At 71.7% G+C, this 16,394-nt stretch carries 15 protein-coding genes; 5 read left to right on the top strand and 10 right to left on the bottom strand.

From position 1 onward, the window contains the following. Nucleotides 1–32 precede the first annotated feature (32 nt). Nucleotides 33–1,220, top strand: coding sequence for a glycoside hydrolase family 3 N-terminal domain-containing protein (locus ACFWH5_RS10580; protein ID WP_378834498.1), 1,188 nt, complete (start codon nucleotides 33–35; stop codon nucleotides 1,218–1,220). Here ACFWH5_RS10580 and ACFWH5_RS10575 read toward each other — a convergent pair. The 10 genes from ACFWH5_RS10575 to ACFWH5_RS10530 are packed head-to-tail and all read right to left on the bottom strand — an operon-like array spanning nucleotide 1,214 to nucleotide 9,305. Beyond that, nucleotides 1,214–2,002, bottom strand: coding sequence for a helix-hairpin-helix domain-containing protein (locus ACFWH5_RS10575; protein ID WP_378834496.1), 789 nt, complete (start codon nucleotides 2,000–2,002; stop codon nucleotides 1,214–1,216). The genes ACFWH5_RS10580 and ACFWH5_RS10575 overlap by 7 nt on opposite strands. Further along, nucleotides 1,999–2,505 carry a hypothetical protein gene (locus ACFWH5_RS10570; protein ID WP_378834495.1) on the bottom strand — a complete coding sequence of 169 codons (507 nt, stop codon included), beginning with the start codon at nucleotides 2,503–2,505 and terminating at the stop codon, nucleotides 1,999–2,001. The genes ACFWH5_RS10575 and ACFWH5_RS10570 overlap by 4 nt, the downstream gene beginning before the upstream one ends. Further along, nucleotides 2,502–3,227, bottom strand: a complete 726-nt coding sequence (locus tag ACFWH5_RS10565; protein WP_378834493.1) for a 4Fe-4S single cluster domain-containing protein — start codon at nucleotides 3,225–3,227, stop codon at nucleotides 2,502–2,504. Before ACFWH5_RS10565 ends, ACFWH5_RS10570 begins: the two co-directional genes overlap by 4 nt. Then, nucleotides 3,224–3,433: a DUF2997 domain-containing protein gene (locus tag ACFWH5_RS10560; protein WP_378834492.1), complete on the bottom strand. Its 210-nt coding sequence runs from the start codon at nucleotides 3,431–3,433 to the stop codon at nucleotides 3,224–3,226. Before ACFWH5_RS10560 ends, ACFWH5_RS10565 begins: the two co-directional genes overlap by 4 nt. 25 nt (nucleotides 3,434–3,458) lie before the next feature. Then, nucleotides 3,459–5,081: an AAA family ATPase gene (locus ACFWH5_RS10555; RefSeq protein ID WP_378834491.1), complete on the bottom strand. Its 1,623-nt coding sequence runs from the start codon at nucleotides 5,079–5,081 to the stop codon at nucleotides 3,459–3,461. A 10-nt stretch (nucleotides 5,082–5,091) separates the two neighbouring features. Continuing rightward, complete coding sequence (locus ACFWH5_RS10550) at nucleotides 5,092–5,844, bottom strand: hypothetical protein (RefSeq protein ID WP_378834489.1); 753 nt, start codon at nucleotides 5,842–5,844, stop codon at nucleotides 5,092–5,094. Further along, nucleotides 5,837–6,679, bottom strand: a complete 843-nt coding sequence (locus ACFWH5_RS10545) for a hypothetical protein (protein WP_378834488.1) — start codon at nucleotides 6,677–6,679, stop codon at nucleotides 5,837–5,839. The genes ACFWH5_RS10550 and ACFWH5_RS10545 overlap by 8 nt, the downstream gene beginning before the upstream one ends. A gap of 35 nt (nucleotides 6,680–6,714) precedes the next feature. After that, entirely contained in the window at nucleotides 6,715–7,590 is an 876-nt protein-coding gene (locus tag ACFWH5_RS10540) for a 3-methyladenine DNA glycosylase (RefSeq protein WP_378834487.1), read from the bottom strand. Beyond that, on the bottom strand, nucleotides 7,587–8,615 hold the full coding sequence (locus tag ACFWH5_RS10535; RefSeq protein WP_378834486.1) for an App1 family protein: 1,029 nt from the start codon (nucleotides 8,613–8,615) through the stop codon (nucleotides 7,587–7,589). The genes ACFWH5_RS10540 and ACFWH5_RS10535 overlap by 4 nt, the downstream gene beginning before the upstream one ends. A gap of 33 nt (nucleotides 8,616–8,648) precedes the next feature. After that, nucleotides 8,649–9,305 carry a DedA family protein gene (locus tag ACFWH5_RS10530; RefSeq protein ID WP_378834485.1) on the bottom strand — a complete coding sequence of 219 codons (657 nt, stop codon included), beginning with the start codon at nucleotides 9,303–9,305 and terminating at the stop codon, nucleotides 8,649–8,651. 43 nt (nucleotides 9,306–9,348) lie between these two features. Between ACFWH5_RS10530 and pabB the strand changes: the two genes are divergently transcribed. From pabB to ACFWH5_RS10510, 4 genes are all read left to right on the top strand, one after another. Next, the gene (gene pabB, locus ACFWH5_RS10525) at nucleotides 9,349–10,713 is read left to right on the top strand and encodes an aminodeoxychorismate synthase component I (RefSeq protein ID WP_378834483.1); all 1,365 of its coding nucleotides are present in this window, start codon (nucleotides 9,349–9,351) and stop codon (nucleotides 10,711–10,713) included. Between the two features lie 53 nt (nucleotides 10,714–10,766). After that, on the top strand, nucleotides 10,767–13,328 hold the full coding sequence (leuS, locus tag ACFWH5_RS10520; RefSeq protein WP_378834482.1) for a leucine--tRNA ligase: 2,562 nt from the start codon (nucleotides 10,767–10,769) through the stop codon (nucleotides 13,326–13,328). A 105-nt stretch (nucleotides 13,329–13,433) separates the two neighbouring features. Continuing rightward, the gene (locus ACFWH5_RS10515) at nucleotides 13,434–14,048 is read left to right on the top strand and encodes a helix-hairpin-helix domain-containing protein (protein WP_378834481.1); all 615 of its coding nucleotides are present in this window, start codon (nucleotides 13,434–13,436) and stop codon (nucleotides 14,046–14,048) included. After that, complete coding sequence (locus ACFWH5_RS10510) at nucleotides 14,045–16,372, top strand: ComEC/Rec2 family competence protein (protein WP_378834480.1); 2,328 nt, start codon at nucleotides 14,045–14,047, stop codon at nucleotides 16,370–16,372. Before ACFWH5_RS10515 ends, ACFWH5_RS10510 begins: the two co-directional genes overlap by 4 nt. The last annotated feature ends 22 nt before the right edge of the window (nucleotides 16,373–16,394 follow it).

Raw genomic sequence — 16,394 nt, 5'->3', positions numbered from 1 at the left:
ACCGCGCGGACGGATGCGCGTAGGGTCGGATCATGCGCGCAGCCGTCCGGGGAGCCATCGTGGCGATGCTCGTCGTCGCCGCGCTGACCGGATGCACGCCGTCGGACACCCGCGCGCCGGCACCGACACCCGCGGTGTCGACGCCGTCGCGCACGCCGACGCCCACGCCGCAGCCCGACCCCGCCGAGGCGGCGGTCGAGAGCATGACGACCGCCGAGCAGGCGGCCAGCGTGATCATGGGCCATGTGCCCACCACCGAACCCGCAGCGCTGCGCGACTACATGGCGTCGGGCCCGGGCGGAGCACCGCTCGGCGGATTCATCCTGATGGGCGCGAACATCACCGGCGACGCCGCTCAGGTGCGGTCGGTCACGGCAGCACTGACGCGGGATGCCGAATTGCCGCCGCTGATCGCCATCGACCAGGAGGGCGGCGTCGTCTCGCGGCTGGGGTGGGACGACCTTCCCGCCGGCCGCGCTCTGCAGTCCTCCGCTGCCCCGGAGACCCGTGCGGCGTTCACGGAGCGCGCGGCCCTGGTGGCCGGCACCGGCGCCACCGTGAACTTCGGGATCGTCGCCGACGTACCCGCCGACGCCTCCTCCTTCATCGCGTCCCGTGCTCTGGGCGCCGACCCCGAAGCGGCCGCGGATCGCGTACGCGCCGCGGTACAGGGGGAGAAGGGCGTGGTCCTGTCGACCCTGAAGCACTTCCCCGGGCACGGCGCGGCACCGGGCGACTCGCACCATGCCATCCCTTCGACGCCGATGAGTCTGGAGCAGTGGCGCGCGGCTGACGCGCGACCCTTCATCGCCGGCATCGAGGCCGGCGCGGAACTGCTGATGTTCGGGCACCTCGCGTACACCGCCGTGGATGCCGCCCCCGCGTCGCTCTCACCACGCTGGCATGAGATCGCCCGCGAAGAGCTGGGCTTCGAGGGGGTGCTGATCACCGACGACCTCGGCATGCTGAGCTCCTCGGGTGTCGCCGCCTACCGCGACCCCGCGGCGAACGCCGTCGCGGCGATCGCGGCGGGCAACGACATGGTGCTGATGATCGCCGGTTCGACGCCGGACACCGCGCAGGCGATGGCCATGGCGATCGCCCAGGCCGTCGATGACGGCCGGCTGCCGGCCGCGCGGCTTGCGGATGCCGCCGAACGCGTCCTGCGCCTGCGGATGCAGCTCGGCGCCGACGCCGCGGACGGACCACCGGCTCAGTAGTCGACGCGGCGGCCGAACCGGCGCTGACCGCGCGCAGGAGGGGAGCACACCGCCGTCTGCCGCAGCCGGACCAGTTCGTGCGGCTGCAGTCCTGCGGCGGTCGCGAAGGCGTCCAGCGACACGAAGCCGCCCTGCCGCTCGCGCTGCTTGACGAGGCTGCGTGCGCGACCGCGGGTGATGCCGGGCAGACCGGCGAGCGCAGCGGCATCCGCCGCGTTCACATCCACGCGCTCCGGCGGCGTGTCCGTCGCCGCGAAATACGATGCTGTCGACGCTCCCGCGCGATCGGCGAGACGTGCGGCTTCGGTGTCGGCGGTGGCCGCCGAGGAACGGGTTCCCCGCGACGCCGTCGCCTTCGCGCGCCGCCTGCCGGCGCGAGAACGTCGCTCCGTGACGGTGCGGTCCTCGCTGCTCTCGGCCGGCGCCGTCGCGGGCGCCTGCGCGGGCGCCTTCACCGGCGCGGCCGAGACCGCGGCCTGCGACCGCGCCCACATGGCGCGCAGCCACGACGGATTGGCCGCCAGCGCGAGCAGCATACCGCCGAGGTAGACGATCGCAGCGACCATCGGCTGCCAGTGCTGCCACACCGGGAGAACCGCGAGGATCGCGGCGACGCCGAGCGCGACGCCGACCAGCACCCAGCGCCGCATCCGTCCGATGATCCCGATGCTGAGGAACCCCAGCCAGGCGAACAACGACCCAGGGATGACCGTCGAGATCATCCAGGTGCTCATCAGCAGCATCCACCCGACGCCCGGCACGGCGCGCCGCGGATCCGTCATCGCTGCTCCCTCACCGAGAGCACCATGGTCACGCTGTCGTCGTCCTCCCGCGACTCCGACAGCAGCTCGAATCCGGCGTCGTCGGCGCGATCGCGGATCCGCGCGGCCACCGCACGCTGCACCTGCCCGGCGTACGCCGCGTCCACACGGCCGATCAGCTCCTCCGCCTCCGCGCGGACGGCCTGGCGCCCGTCGGCGCCGGTGATGCGAGCCGCCCAGATGCCGTCCGGGTCGCGCGTCATCGTCAGGGCGAGGTCGCCGATCACCGCCGACAGCTCGTCGTCCTGCAGATCGACGGTCGACGCGCCGAGATCGCGCAGCGCGGCGCCCAGCAGCGCGGCATCCTTCATGCGGGTCTGCACCGCGACCGGCGCGGCGTCGCCGCGACCGGCGGAAGACTGCTCAGACCGATCCGTCTGCGAGGCGATGCCGAAGGCGCCGGCGCCGCCGGCGATGCCGGCGACCGCGAGGGCGGCGGGGATCAGGATCAGCGACACGCTCATGCGGCACGCTCCCGGGGTCGGTCGGCGCGCACGCCGAGGTCGTCGAACAATGCCGCCAGCGCGGCGTCGGATGCCCACCCGTTGACGCTCACCGTTCCGTCGGCGGCGATGCGCACCTCCACGGTGTCGGTGCGGCCGGATGCGGCGATGCGGCGCACCTCGTCGGCGTAAGCGGGGCTCAGGGCGCGGATGCTCTGATTCGCGGAGCCGATCCAGGGACGACGTGTCTCGGGATGCTCCCGCAGGTAGGGTCCGTCGCAGAGCAGGTCGGTGAGCTCGAGCAGCGCGGCGAGATCCGCCCGCTTGCGCGCCCATGAGGTGAGCGACGCGAGGGTGTACCCGCTGAACGCCATCACCGTCATGCCGGCGGCGCGGAACGCCCCGGCGACCTCCGCGAGCGGCGCTGCCTGATCGAAGGGCTCTCCGCCGAGCAGGGTCAGCCCGCTCGACCCGGCAGCGGCCGCCTCGGCCGCCCAGCGGGCACCGATCTCGGCGGCATCCGAGCGTTCACCGCCGCGTTCGGCCCACATCTGCGGATTGAAGCATCCGGGGCATCGCAGGCGACAGCCCTGCACCCAGACCGCGGCGCGACGACCCGGGCCCTCCGCGTCGGTCGCGGGCAGGAAGCGCGACCATCGCAGCGGACCGTCGGCGTGCGGCGGAGGGCACGACCCCAGCGGGCTCGGTACGCGGAGGCCCGGTGCCTCGGCGTGCACCCTCATGTGCGGCGCTCCTCGTCATGTAGCGGGGCCTGCGCATCGGTCGCGATCCCCGCGTACTCCGCGGTGTACGCCGAGGACGTCGTGGTGGCGTCGAGCAGGTCCTCGAGTGCCGAGATGTAGGCCAGGCATTCGTCGCCGGCCATCCCCAGCGTCTCGGCGGCGACCGAGCCGTCGGGGCGCAGGTTGACGATCAGCTGCTTCTGCACGGTTCTCCTCCGATCCCTCGGGCTCTCAGTAGTCGACGGTACGGCCGCCGCGGCGCGAGGACAGCGCGCCGGCCACCTCAACGCCGCCGGCGTCGATCGGGTCGAGGTCCTCCGACCCGGTGGCGCGGACGGCACGCTCCGACGCCCAGTCGCGGATGCGGCGCACTTCCTCGGCCTGCGTCACGGCCAGGGGGATCGTGGATTCGACGACCTGCCGCAGCACGTCGCGGTCCACCGGACGCCCCAGGCTGTACCCCTCGAACAGCGCCGCGACGACGGCCTGCTCGATCTCGGCGCCGGAGTGGTTCTCGGTGCGCCGCACGAGCTCGGCGATCGCATCCGGATCCCGCGCGACATCGCCCAGCCCGTTCGCGGCGGAGGCGTTGGCCTGCAGCTGCAGGCGCCAGATCACCTCACGCTCGGCGGCGGTCGGCAGGTCGACGAAGAAGATCTCGTCGAAGCGTCCCTTGCGCAGGAACTCCGGCGGCAGCGCATCGATGTTGTTGGCGGTCGCCACGACGAAGACCGACCGCTTCTTCTCCTGCATCCAGGTGAGGAAGGTGCCGAACACGCGGGCGGAGGTGCCCGAGTCGCCGTTGCCGGTGGTGTTCGAGAAGCCCTTCTCGATCTCGTCCACCCACAGGATGCACGGTGCGACAGCCTCGGCGGTCGCGATCGCCGTGCGCAGGTTCTGCTCGCTCGAGCCGACCAGGCCCGAGAAGATGCGGCCGATGTCGAGGCGCAGCAGCGGCAGCCCCCACGACGCGGCGGTCGCCTTCGCCGTCAGCGACTTGCCGCAGCCGGGCACGCCGGTGATCAGGACCCCCTTGGGATCGGGCAGGCCGTAGTCCTTGGCCCCGCTGAGCCAGGAGCCGCTGCGGCGCGAGAGCCAGCGCTTGAGGTTGTTCAGCCCGCCGACGTCGTCGAGATCGATGCCGGCGTCCATGAACTCGAGCAGACCCGACTTGCGGACGATCTGCCCCTTCTCGTCGAGGATGACGTGCACATCTGCGGCGCCGAGGGAGCCGTCGTTCACCATGGCGCGGGCGAACGCGTTCTCGGCCTCGGCCATCGACAGCCCCAGCGCCGCGTGCACCAGCTGATCGCGGACCTCGTCGTCGGCATCGATGCGGATGCGCCTCGGCCCCGATGAGTTGCGTTCGATCATCGTGTCGAGCAGCGCGCGGATCTCGGCCGGGTCGGGCAGCGGGAACTCCAGCAGGTGGGTGAGCTCGCTCAGCTCGGGTGGGATGGTACGCACCGGCGAGATGAGCACGAGCACCCGCGAGGCGTCGCCGTGGCGGAAGTCCAGCGCCGTCTCGCGCGCCGTGCGCACGACCAGCGGCTCGCCCTGGCGATGCTCCGAGCCGAAGTAGGCGTGCAGGTCGCAGAACACGAAGACGCCGGCGTCCGGCACCCCCGCGATGTGCGAGAGGGCCCGCGCGGGGTTGGTGGTGTTGGCGACGCTCTTGCCGTCGGGGTCGATCAGCCCCAGCGCGCTGGTCCAGGTCCACACGGGGCGCGGATGCCGCTGGGCGGCCGCGGCCTGCGTCACCGCTTCGATGGCGCGCACCTCCTCGCCGGTCTCCAGGTACAGCAGCGGCAGGCGCGCCTTGAGAGCCTCGTCGAGCGTCTGGGCGAACGTCATCGCATCCCTTTCATTCGTCCACGTCGACGGCCCACTCGCCGCCGGTCGATTCGATTCTGAACAGCACGGTACCGGGCACGCGCCAGGAGGCGCGGGTGGTGAAGTCATCGACGTCGTTCACGGCCGGATCGCCGGCGTCCTCGAGTTCCGGCGCGTACAGCGTCACGCGCAGGAACCCGGGCCCGGTGTGAGCGAAGCGCGCGCTCAGCGCGTCACCGCGGTACGAGAGCAGGGCGTCACCGGTGCCTGTTGCGGCGCCCTCGACGAGCGGGGTGCTCTCGACCGGCTCGACCGCGAGGTCCCAGGCGGGGGTGCCGGCCGAGAACCAGAGCCTGCCGTCGGTGAGCGCGGGGGCCGCGTAGACCACGTCCTCCGGATCCCACAGGGCGTCGAGGTTCTCGGGGCGGTCGTCACCGAGCGCGAACGACGCCGCGTCGGCGGTCTGGAACACGTTGACGTAATCGTCGTGTTCGTGCGTCATGCGGAAGGCCAACGGCTCAGACCCTGCGGGAAAGGGCAGCCAGCCGCCGCGCTCGTCGCCGCTGACGCGCCCGTCGACGAGCTCCAGCTCGACGGGGTCGTCCTCGTAGTACGGGTAGACCCGATCGATGCCCAGACCGTTGCCCGGGTCGACGTGGAGCGCACCGTCGACGAGTGCGACCTGGGGGACGACGAGGAAGGCGGCGATCATGACGCCGAGCGCACCCACACCCCAGGTCGCTCGCGAGAACACGCCGATGCGACGCAGCGCCGGGTCACTCATCCGCTTCCCCCTCGGGGTGCGTGGCGGCGGTGCTCGACGTCGGCGTGGCGGTCGGCGCCGGCGTGGGCGTGGCGGCCGGCGCCGGCTCGAAGAACTCGATCGACCAGCTGGTGGAGTCGTCGTAGCTGTCGACGGAGAACACCACGGCGGTGCTGTCGGGCCAGGCGATCGTCGAGGAGGAGTCCTTGAACGAGCGGTACTCCGGATCGCGACCCTCGACCGTCGTGACCGTCAGCCGCACCGAGTAGTCGCCGCGCGCGGTCATCCGGGCCGCGGTCGCGGCGCCCGTGTAGACGAAGGTCTCCGATCCGTTGCCGGACACGATCCCCGCCCGCGCGTCGAGGCGCACCGGCGCGATCCGCAGCCGCCACTCGTCGGCGGTCCTGGCGCGGATCCACACCGTCATCTCGGATGCCGTGGGGATCACGTGGAACGGGTCGGAGGAGTAATCGCTGAACTCCGCGGGGTCGAGATCGTCGCCGGCCGCACCGCTCTCGGCGAGGAACACCGCGGAGATCGGAGTGTCCTCATCGAGATACGTGAACAGCAGCGGCTCACCCGGGGTCAGACCGGTGAGCGGGATGTACTGCTGGCCGTGGCCCGTCCAGGTGCCGTCCGTCAGGGAAGCGGCAGTCGGCTCCGGGTTTTCCCAGGGGTCGTAGTAGTCATCCGAGGTGACGACGCCGCCGGTCCCGGGACCGGTGCCGTCGGCCGCCGAGCTCAGCATCGGCCAGGCGATGAGCGCGATCAGCAGCAGAGCCACCAGCGTGTAGCCGACGCTGAACGCACGGATCCGCGCACGCGCGCGCGAAGACGGCTCTGCCCTCAAGCTCACTGGTCCTTCCCCTCCCAGGCAACCCTAGCGGGGGCTCACGCCGCGACGGAGGTGCCGAGCCACAGGCTCAGCATCCGCTCGCGCATCGCCGCGCCGCGCTCCGCGAAACCGCGCTGTCGCCGCACATACTCCGCCTTGCCCTCGGCAGTCTCGATCGGCACGGGCCGCACGCCCCATGCCGACAGGTCGTACGGCGCCGCCTCCATATCGAGCAGGCGGATGTCGCGCGCCAGCTCGAAGGCGTCCAACAGCACCTCGCCGGGGATGAGCGGGCCGAGCTTCATCGCCCACTTGTACAGATCCATCCCGGCGTGCAGGCAGCCGGGCTGCTCGAGAGCGGGCTGGGTGTCGCGCGTGGGGGAGAGGCGGTTGCGGGGCGCGGCCTCGGGGGTGAAGAACCGGAAGGCATCGAAGTGCGTGCACCGCAGGTCGTGCGTCTCGACGACCGCGTCCGTGCCCTCCTGTCCCAGCCGCAGTGGCACCGGATGCCGGTGCTCGCCGGCGCGGTACACCATGGCCCACTCGTGCAGGCCGAAGCAGCCGAACTGGCCAGGGCGGGACGCCGTGCGGCGCAGCATCCGCTCCACGAGCCGCGCGAGTTCGGGTTTGTCGGCGGAGAACGCTCGGGCGTCGGGGAAGTACTCGCCGGACCGGGTGCCGGGGGAGTACCAGCGCCAGTCGGACCGCTCGGCGGCGTCCTCGAGGGGCACCCCGGCGCCGGGATGCCAGCGGCGCAGCTGCGCGGGCTTGTAGGAGTAGTAGGTGAAGAGGAAGTCCCAGACCGGATGCTTCTCGCCACGGGCGGCACGCTCGCGGTGCGCGGCCGTCAGTTCGTCGGCACGCTGCGCATGGCGCTCGGCCCGCTCGAGCCACTCCGCGCGGGGAAGAGAGGAGACGGGCTCGGCGGTCATGAACCCGCGTCGATGATGCCGACGTCGCCGAGCTGATCGCGCAGTCCCGCGCCGTCCTCGGCGCTCACCCACGGCACGGCGTTCTCGTCGTGCGGAGCGGTGGCGCGACCGCCGGCGAGCATCGCCTCGGCGGGCAGCAGGCGCCGGATCGCGATGCCCGCGACCGACGACGGATGCTCCTCGAGGAACTGCGAGTAGATCGCCTCGTCGTGCTGACCGTCGTCGCCGATGAGCAGCCAGCGCACGTCGGGGAACTCCTGAGCCAGCCGGCGCAGGTTGCTGGTCTTGTGCTCACGTCCGCTGCGGAACCAGCGGTCGTGCGTCGGCCCCCAGTCGGTGAGCAGCATGGCTCCGGCCGGGAACAGGTGCCGGCTGAGGAAGCGTCGCAGGGTCGGCGCGATGTTCCACGCCCCGGTGGACAGGTAGATCATCGGCGCCCCGGGGTGGTCGCGGCGCAGCTGTTCGAGCAGCACCGCCATCCCGGGCACGGGGGTGCGCGCGTGCTCATCGAGGACGAAGGAGTTCCACGCGGCGATGAACGGACGCGGCAGTGCCGTGACCATCACGGTGTCGTCCACGTCGCAGACCACACCGAAGCGCACCTCGTCGCCGACGATGAAGACGCTCGCCTCGACCGGCTCCTGACCCTCCACCGACATGGTGAAGGTCTGCCAGCCGGGTTCGAGGTGCGCCTCGACGACGGTGTCGATCACCCCGCCCCGATCGGCGACGACCTCGTGCACGCGGCCGCCGATCTCGACGCGCGCCTCGGCGAAGCTCACCGGGATGCCGACGAAGGAGCGCCATCCGCGCACACCGGCGCGGTCGCCGCGGGCGCGTTTCGGCGCCGGCGGCACGATCAGCACCCGGCCGACGACGCGCACCCACGCGGAGCCCCCGTAGCCGGGAAACGGCACGGCGGTCGCCGAACGGCCTCGCCTGCGGGCGCGGCGTTCGCGCCAGACGTGGAAACGGTGCTCGAGTCGAGCGAACCAGTGGATCTTGGCCGCGGAGGCTGGGGACATCTCCTTCAGTCTTTCACGGTTCGCCGCCGAGGCTCACGCGTCGTGCGGGCCCTCTTCGGTCATATGCCGCTCCTCGCGCTTGGCGATGACCTTCTTCGCCACCAGCACGGCGATCAGCAGCAGCACGATCACGCCCACGAACACGTAGCCGGCGTAGTGCACCGTCTGCGACAGCTCCTTGAAGTTGCCCGCCATCACGGAGGCGACGCCGACGTAGATGGAGGTCCACAGCACGCACGCGGGGAAGGTCCAGGCCAGGAAGCGCCGGTAGGCGAAGCCGCTCATGCCCACTGTCAGCGGCACGAGCGAGTGCAGCACCGGGAGGAAACGGGAGAGGAAGATCGCGATCCCGCCGCGCCGGCGCAGATAGCGCTCCGAGCGTACCCAGTGCGTCTCGCCGATGCGCCGGCCCAGCCAGGAGGTGCGGATGTGCGGTCCTATCCATCGGCCGAGCCAGAAGCCGATCGACTCCCCGATGAGAGCGCCGACGATGACGACGGCTCCGAGCACGACGCCCTCGACCCATCCGGAGACGCCGATCGAGGCGACGAGCACCACGGTGTCCCCGGGAACGACCAGCCCGATCAGGATGCTCGTCTCGAGGATGATGGCGATTCCGGCGAGCACCGTGCGCAGGACGGGATCGACCGACTGCACCAGTTCGATGGCCCAGAGCACGAAGTCGTTCACCCCATGAGCTTACGAGTCCGACGCGGGTCGTACGCTGAGAATCGTGCCCCTTCCTTCGCCGCTGATCGCCCGTCCGCTGGACGGATGGCTGGACGCGGAAAGCCTCTTCCTGCACCTCTTCGCCGACAGTGATGCGGCGTTCTGGCTCGACGCCGGGCCGCAGGCGGTCGACGGCTGGAGCATCCTCGGCGCGGGAGTGGTGGAGCACGATCCGGATGCCGTGCGCGAGCTGCCGCTCGCCGCGGACGACGGGGAGGATGCGGCCGTGCCGTTCCGCGGCGGCTGGGTGGGCTGGCTGGACTACGAGACCGGAGCGCGCGCCGCCGGAGCACCCGTGGCGACGACGGAGGGGGAGCCGCGAGGCACATGGGTCGCGGCGGAGCGGGCCGTCGCCCTCGACCACGCGCGACGCCGGCTGTGGACACTCGCCGACACGGCGAGCGCTGAGACGTGGCATGCGCAGGTGCAGGCGGTGATGTCGGATGCCGTTCCCGCCGCGCCTCCGGCCGTGCCGGCGGCGTCGACGGCCGTCGCCCGGCACGGTGTGCGCGAGTACACCGCCCTGATCGCGGACTGCCGGGAGGCGATCCGGCGCGGCGACGCCTATCAGCTCTGCCTCACCACCCGATTCTGTGCGCCGCGGCCCGCGGACCCGCTGTCGGTGTACCGCCGGCTGCGCGCCGCCACTCCCGCGCACCACGGCGGCTACCTGCGGGCGGGCGACCGCTGCCTGCTCAGCGCGAGCCCCGAGCAGTTCCTCGCCGTGTCCCGTGGCGTGGTGTCGACGAGCCCCATCAAGGGGACGCGACCCCGATCGGACGACCCGGCCGAGGATGCGCGGCTCGCGGAGGAGCTGCGCACCGACGTGAAGGAGCGCGCGGAGAACGTCATGATCGTCGACCTCATGCGCAACGACCTCTCGCACGTCGGCGTGCCGGGAAGCCTGCGCGTGGAACGGCTGTGGCAGGTCGAGAGCTACCCGGCCGTGCATCAGCTGGTCAGCACGGTGAGCGTACGGCTGCGCGACGGCATCCGGTTCGGCGACCTGTGCGACGCCGCGTTTCCCGCCGGCAGCATGACGGGAGCCCCGAAGCTCTCGGCCATGACCATCCTCCACCGGCTCGAGGACGCCCCTCGCGGGGTGTATGCGGGTTGCTTCGGGCATGTCGGTCTGGACGGCCGGGTGGATCTGGCCATGGTGATCCGCTCGATCGTGGTCGAGCGCGACGGCGCCTACGTCGGAACCGGCGGCGGCATCACCTGGCTCTCCCGGCCGGACGCCGAGGCGGCCGAGGTCGCCACCAAGGCGCGCGCCCCGCTGGCGGCGCTCGCCGCGGAGCTGCCTGCGGAGTGGGCCGCGCTCGCCGCCGAGCGTCCCGAGGGCAGGGGAGCGGGCAACACGCGATAACCTGGAATCTCCCGATTTTCCGGGATGTTCCGCATCCGTAGATTGGCCGATCCTTGTCCGAGCATTCGTCCGCACCCACCGCCGAGATCCACGACACGCCGTCTGCGCACGCCCTCCAGGAGAAGTGGCAGAAGTACTGGGCCGAGAACCAGACGTTCCTCGCCGGTGGCGCGGACGACACCAGGCCGCGCAAGTACGTGCTGGCGATGTTCCCGTACCCCTCCGGCGACCTGCACATGGGCCACGCGGAGAACTACCTGTACAGCGACATCGTGGCGCGCTTCTGGCGGCACCGCGGGCACAACGTGCTCAACCCGATCGGGTGGGACTCGTTCGGCCTGCCGGCCGAGAACGCCGCGATCCGCCGGGGTGCCGACCCGCGGGAGTGGACCTATCAGAACATCGACCAGCAGAAGGCCGGCTTCCGCGCGTACGGTGTCTCGTTCGACTGGTCGCGCGTGCTGCACACCTCGGACCCGGAGTACTACCGCTGGAACCAGTGGCTCTTCCTGAAGATGTACGAGCGGGGCCTGGCGTACCGCAAGAAGAGCCCGGTGAACTGGTGCCCCAACGACCAGACGGTGCTGGCGAACGAGCAGGTCGTGGACGGACGCTGCGAGCGCTGCGGCGCAGAGGTCGTGAAGAAGAAGCTCACGCAGTGGTACTTCAAGATCACCGACTACGCCGACCGCCTGCTCGACGACCTGAACCAGCTCGAGGGCCGCTGGCCGCACAAGGTGCTGCAGATGCAGCGCAACTGGATCGGCCGGTCGGTCGGAGCCGACGTCGACTTCCGCATCGAGGGGCGCGACGCGCCGGTGACCGTGTTCACCACCCGCGCGGACACGCTGCACGGCGCGACGTTCTTCGTGATCGCCCCCGACTCCGAACTCGCCGCCGAGCTGGCAGCCGCGGCACCCGCGGAGGTGCGCGCGCGGTTCGAGGAGTACCTGGAACAGGTGCAGAGGACCAGCGAGATCGACCGCCAGTCGACCGATCGACCCAAGACCGGGGTGTTCCTGGAGCGCTACGCGATCAACCCGGTGAACGGGGAGCGGATGCCGATCTGGGCGGCGGACTACGTGCTGGCGGACTATGGCCACGGTGCGGTGATGGCCGTGCCCGCGCACGATCAGCGCGACCTCGACTTCGCGCGTGCCTTCGATCTGCCGGTGAAGGTCGTGGTCGACACCACGGCGCCGGTCACCGGCGCGATCCCCGTCATCGACGCGGACGCCGACGTCGAGTCGCTCGACGACCAGCATCCGGCGAAGACCGGCGTCGCCCTGACCGGCGAGGGCCGGATGATCAACTCGGGCGAGTTGAACGGCTTGTCCAAGCGCAACGCGATCGCCCGTCAGATCGAGCGCCTCGAGAAGGACGGCGTGGGCCGCGCGGCGAAGAACTATCGGCTGCGCGACTGGCTGATCTCCCGTCAGCGTTTCTGGGGCACGCCGATCCCGATGCTGCACACGGAAGACGGCGGGATCGTGCCGGTGGCCGAGGACCAGCTGCCGGTGCGCCTTCCGGATGCGGCGGGCCTCGACCTGCGCCCCAAGGGCAGCTCGCCCCTGGGTGCGGCGGAGTCGTGGGTGCGGACCGTGGTACCCGGCACCGGCGAACCCGCTCTGCGTGACCCCGACACGATGGACACCTTCGTCGACAGCTCGTGGTACTACCTGCGCTTCCTGTCGCCGAACAGCCCCGAGGTGGCGTTCGACACCGACGAGGCGAAGCGCTGGGCGCCGATCGACTCGTACATCGGGGGCGTCGAGCACGCGATCCTGCACCTGCTCTACGCGCGCTTCATCACGAAGGTGCTGTTCGACATGGGGCTGGTGGACTTCACCGAGCCGTTCTCGAGCCTGATCAACCAGGGCATGGTGATCCTGAACGGCGCGAAGATGTCGAAGTCGAAGGGCAACCTGGTGCTGTTCCAGGAAGAGCTCGACGCGCACGGGGCCGACGCGCTGCGGGTCGGTCTGGCCTTCGCCGGACCCGTGGAGGACGACAAGGACTGGGCCGACGTGTCGACCACGGGGGCGCAGAAGTTCCTGTCGCGTGCGCTGCGCATCGCCGGTGAGGTGTCGAGCGAGACCGGGGTGAACGCCGACGACGGCGACGCCGCGCTGCGGCGGATCACGCACCACCTGCTCGCCGAAGCGCCGGGGCTGGTCGAGCACACGAAGTTCAACGTGCTCGTCGCGCGCCTGATGGAGTTGGTGAACGCCATTCGCAAGACGATCGACACCGGCGCCGGCGCGGCCGATCCCGCCGTGCGCGAGGCCGCCGAGACCGTCGCGGTCATGCTCGACCTCATCGCCCCGCACACGGCCGAGGAGATGTGGGAGCTGCTCGGCCATGAGCCGTCCGTCGGCCTCGTCCCCTGGGCGCACGCCGACCCCGCCCTGCTCGTCGAGGACACCGCCACCGTCGCGGTGCAGGTGGGCGGCAAGGTGCGGGCGACGCTTGAGGTGCCGGCGAAGATCGGCGAGGCGGAACTGGAGGCTCTCGCCCGGGCGGATGAGCGCGTGCAGCGGGCGCTGGACGGCAAGGAGATCGTGCGGGTGATCGTGCGCGCTCCGAAGATCGTGAACTTCGCCGTCAAGGGCTGATCGAGGCATCCGAGAGCTCCTGCACATCATCGCGATGTGCGGGAGTTCTCCACATCTGCCGCGGTAGCGGCATGGTGCAGTGGCGCGCGTGTCTAGCGTGGCGGAGTGGCATCCGCTGAGTCGACCGTTCCGGAGCCGCCGCCGCGCCCACGTCTGAAGCTCGGCGTCGGCGCGGCGGTGACGCTGGGACTCGTGGTGCTCTCCGCCGCCGTCGGCTGGGGGATCCTGCGCGGTCAGGCATCGCCGACCGAGAGCATCCCGGTCGGCGCGTCCGACAGCGGCGCGGCCGTCGCCGAGAGCGCGGCGCTGTACGTGCATGTGCTGGGGGAGGTGGCGAAGCCCGGGCTGTACATCCTCGATCCGCAGGCGCGGCTGGTGGACGCCCTCGCCGCGGCGGGCGGCACCCTCGAGACCGCGGATCTGCAGGCGGTGAACCTCGCGCGTCCGCTCAGCGACGGCGAGCAGATCGTCGTGCCGGTCAGGGGAGCAACCTCCGACGGCGGCGGCGCACCGGCGCCGCCGGCCGACGACAGGATCGACCTCAACACCGCGGACCAGGCGGCGCTGGAGACGCTGCCGCGGATCGGACCCGCGCTCGCCCAGCGCATCCTGGAATGGCGTGAGGAGAACGGCCGCTTTCGGGCGGTGGAGGACCTGCTCGCCGTACCGGGGATCGGTGAGAAGCTGCTCGCCGGCATCCAGGAGAAGGTGCGGGTGTGAAGGACCTGCGCAGCGCCGTCCTCGCAGTGGTGGTGTGGGTTGCGGCGCTGCTCACCATCTGCTTCCCCGCGATCGCGCTTCCTGGCGCGCTGTGCTGCGTGGCCGTCGCCGGTGTGCTGGTCGTCGTGGCACGCCGGCGGCGGGGTTCCGTGCCGGCGGTCCGTTCCCACGCCGGAGCGACGAGCGCAGGACTGGTCGTGCTCGCCGTGCTCTGCGGCGCCGGGGTGGGCGTCGTCGTCGCGGCGGCGCAGCCGCAGCGTGCGCTGCTGGCCGAGTCCGACGGGCGCGCGGTCGAGGCGGTCGTGCAGGTGGCGTCGTCGGCATCGATCGGTGACGACGGCCGGCTCTGGTTCGACGCTGTCACGGTCGAGCTCGGTGCGCCCGGGCGTCTCGTCGCGGTCGCAGCGCCCGTACGCGTGGGAATCGCGCCGATCGACGGCGCTGATCTCGGCGCGACGGTGCGGGTCATGGGGCAGGGGAAGGCGACGGACCCGTTCGAACGGGCCGGACTGGTCGTCTTCGGGTCGAGTGCAGAGCTGGTCCGGCCGGCGTCGGGCGTCTTCGCCGTCGCCGCAAGCACCAGGGCAGGATTCGTGGCGAGGGTCGCGACCCTGCCGGAACCCGGCGCCGGTCTGCTCCCCGGGCTCGCGGTGGGCGACACCCGCGCCGTCTCCGCCGAGCTCGATGACGCGATGCTCGCGTCGGGACTGTCACATCTCACCGCGGTCTCCGGTGCGAACTGCGCGATCGTGGTCGCCGCGGTGTTCTGGATCGTGTCGCTGCTCGGCGGGGGCAGGACCCTCCGCGTCGTGCTCGCCCTGACCGCTCTCGCTGCCTTCGTCGTGCTGGTGACGCCGGAGCCCAGCGTCGTGCGAGCCGCGGTGATGGCGGCGCTGGCCATGGTCACGGTGCTGCTCGGCCGGCCCAGCGCGGGGCTGGCGATGCTGTCGGTCGCGGTGTGCGGCATCCTGCTCGCCGATCCCTGGCTGGCCGCGTCTCCCGGGTTCGCCCTGTCGGCCACGGCGACGGCGGCCCTGCTGGTGCTGTCGCGCCCGCTGCTGACCGGACTGGGCCGGTGGATGCCGCAGCCGCTTGCGCTCGCGCTGGCGGTGCCGCTGGCCGCTCAGGTGGTGTGCGGTCCGATCATCGCGCTGTTCTCGGCGCAGCAGTCACTCGTCGGCGTGGTGGCGAACCTGCTGGCGGCCCCGGTCGCCCCGATCGCGACGGTGATCGGGCTGCTGGCCTGCCTTGCGGCGCCGCTGCCCTGGCTGGCGGATCTCCTGGCCGCCGCCGCGTGGCTGCCCTCGACGTGGATCGCGACGACGGCGAGCGTGAGCGCCGGCCTTCCGGGAGCGACGGTCACCGTCGTCGCGGGACCGCTGGCCGCCCTGCTCGTCGGTGTACTGAGCGCCGCGGTGACCGTGGCGCTGGTGCGCCCGCGCTCACGACGCCTGCGCGCGGCATCCGTGCTGGTGATCACCCTCGCGCTCGGCCTGGGCGGAGCGCGGATGCTGCTCACCGGGCCGCTCGCGGCACTGACGACACCCGCGCAGTGGGCGATCGCCGCCTGCGACGTCGGCCAGGGCGACGCGTTCCTGATCCGCTCGGCAGGCCGCGTCGCGCTGATCGACACGGGTTCGGAGCCCGACGCGCTGCGCGACTGTCTGGCGCAGACGGCGACGGATCGCATCGATCTGCTCGTGCTCACGCATTTCGATCTCGATCACTCCGGCGGCGTGGCCGCGGTGCAAGGGCGGGTGGGCACGGTGCTGCACGGTCCGGCCGTGGAGGAGCAGGATGCCCGTGCACTGGCGTCGCTGCGGGCCGGGGGAGCGACCCTGGTCGAGGGGACGTCGGGCGTACAGGGGCGACTGGGCGCGGCTCGTTGGCGGGTGCTCTGGCCCACGGCGGACTCGATGGCGTTCCCGGCGGGCAACGACGCCAGCGTCGTCATCGAGATCGAAGGCGGCGGCGTGCCGCGCACGCTGCTGCTCGGTGACCTGTCGGAAGCCCCGCAGCGGATGCTGCTGTCGAGCGGACGACTGCGGGGCGCGTACACCGTCGTCAAGGTCGCCCATCACGGCAGCAGAGACCAGGAGCACGACCTCTATGAGGCCGTGCGGCCGCACGTCGCTCTGATCGGGGTGGGCGACGGCAACGACTACGGCCATCCGCGCGCCGAGACCCTCGCGCTGCTCGAAGCGGTCGGCGCGCGCGTGCTGCGCACCGACCGGAGGGGACTGATCCTGCTCGGCGAGGGAGACCACGGTCTCGAGGTGTGGTCGCAGCGCGCGCCGCCGGATACCGAGCAGAACGACGAGTGAAAGACCGATCCAGGAGGACTGA

It is taken from the genome of Microbacterium sp. NPDC058345, from assembly GCF_042723855.1.
Taxonomy (GTDB): domain Bacteria; phylum Actinomycetota; class Actinomycetes; order Actinomycetales; family Microbacteriaceae; genus Microbacterium.
This window is presented reverse-complemented; position numbering and strand designations above follow the sequence as displayed.

Bases quoted from the DNA above. Each gene is read 5' to 3' on its own strand.
- ACFWH5_RS10580 (WP_378834498.1), top strand. From the start codon at position 33: ATGCGCGCAGCCGTCCGGGGAGCCATCGTGGCGATGCTCGTCGTCGCC.
- ACFWH5_RS10575 (WP_378834496.1), bottom strand. From the start codon at position 2,002: ATGACGGATCCGCGGCGCGCCGTGCCGGGCGTCGGGTGGATGCTGCTG.
- ACFWH5_RS10570 (WP_378834495.1), bottom strand. From the start codon at position 2,505: ATGAGCGTGTCGCTGATCCTGATCCCCGCCGCCCTCGCGGTCGCCGGC.
- ACFWH5_RS10565 (WP_378834493.1), bottom strand. From the start codon at position 3,227: ATGAGGGTGCACGCCGAGGCACCGGGCCTCCGCGTACCGAGCCCGCTG.
- ACFWH5_RS10555 (WP_378834491.1), bottom strand. From the start codon at position 5,081: ATGACGTTCGCCCAGACGCTCGACGAGGCTCTCAAGGCGCGCCTGCCG.
- ACFWH5_RS10550 (WP_378834489.1), bottom strand. From the start codon at position 5,844: ATGAGTGACCCGGCGCTGCGTCGCATCGGCGTGTTCTCGCGAGCGACC.
- ACFWH5_RS10540 (WP_378834487.1), bottom strand. From the start codon at position 7,590: ATGACCGCCGAGCCCGTCTCCTCTCTTCCCCGCGCGGAGTGGCTCGAG.
- ACFWH5_RS10535 (WP_378834486.1), bottom strand. From the start codon at position 8,615: ATGTCCCCAGCCTCCGCGGCCAAGATCCACTGGTTCGCTCGACTCGAG.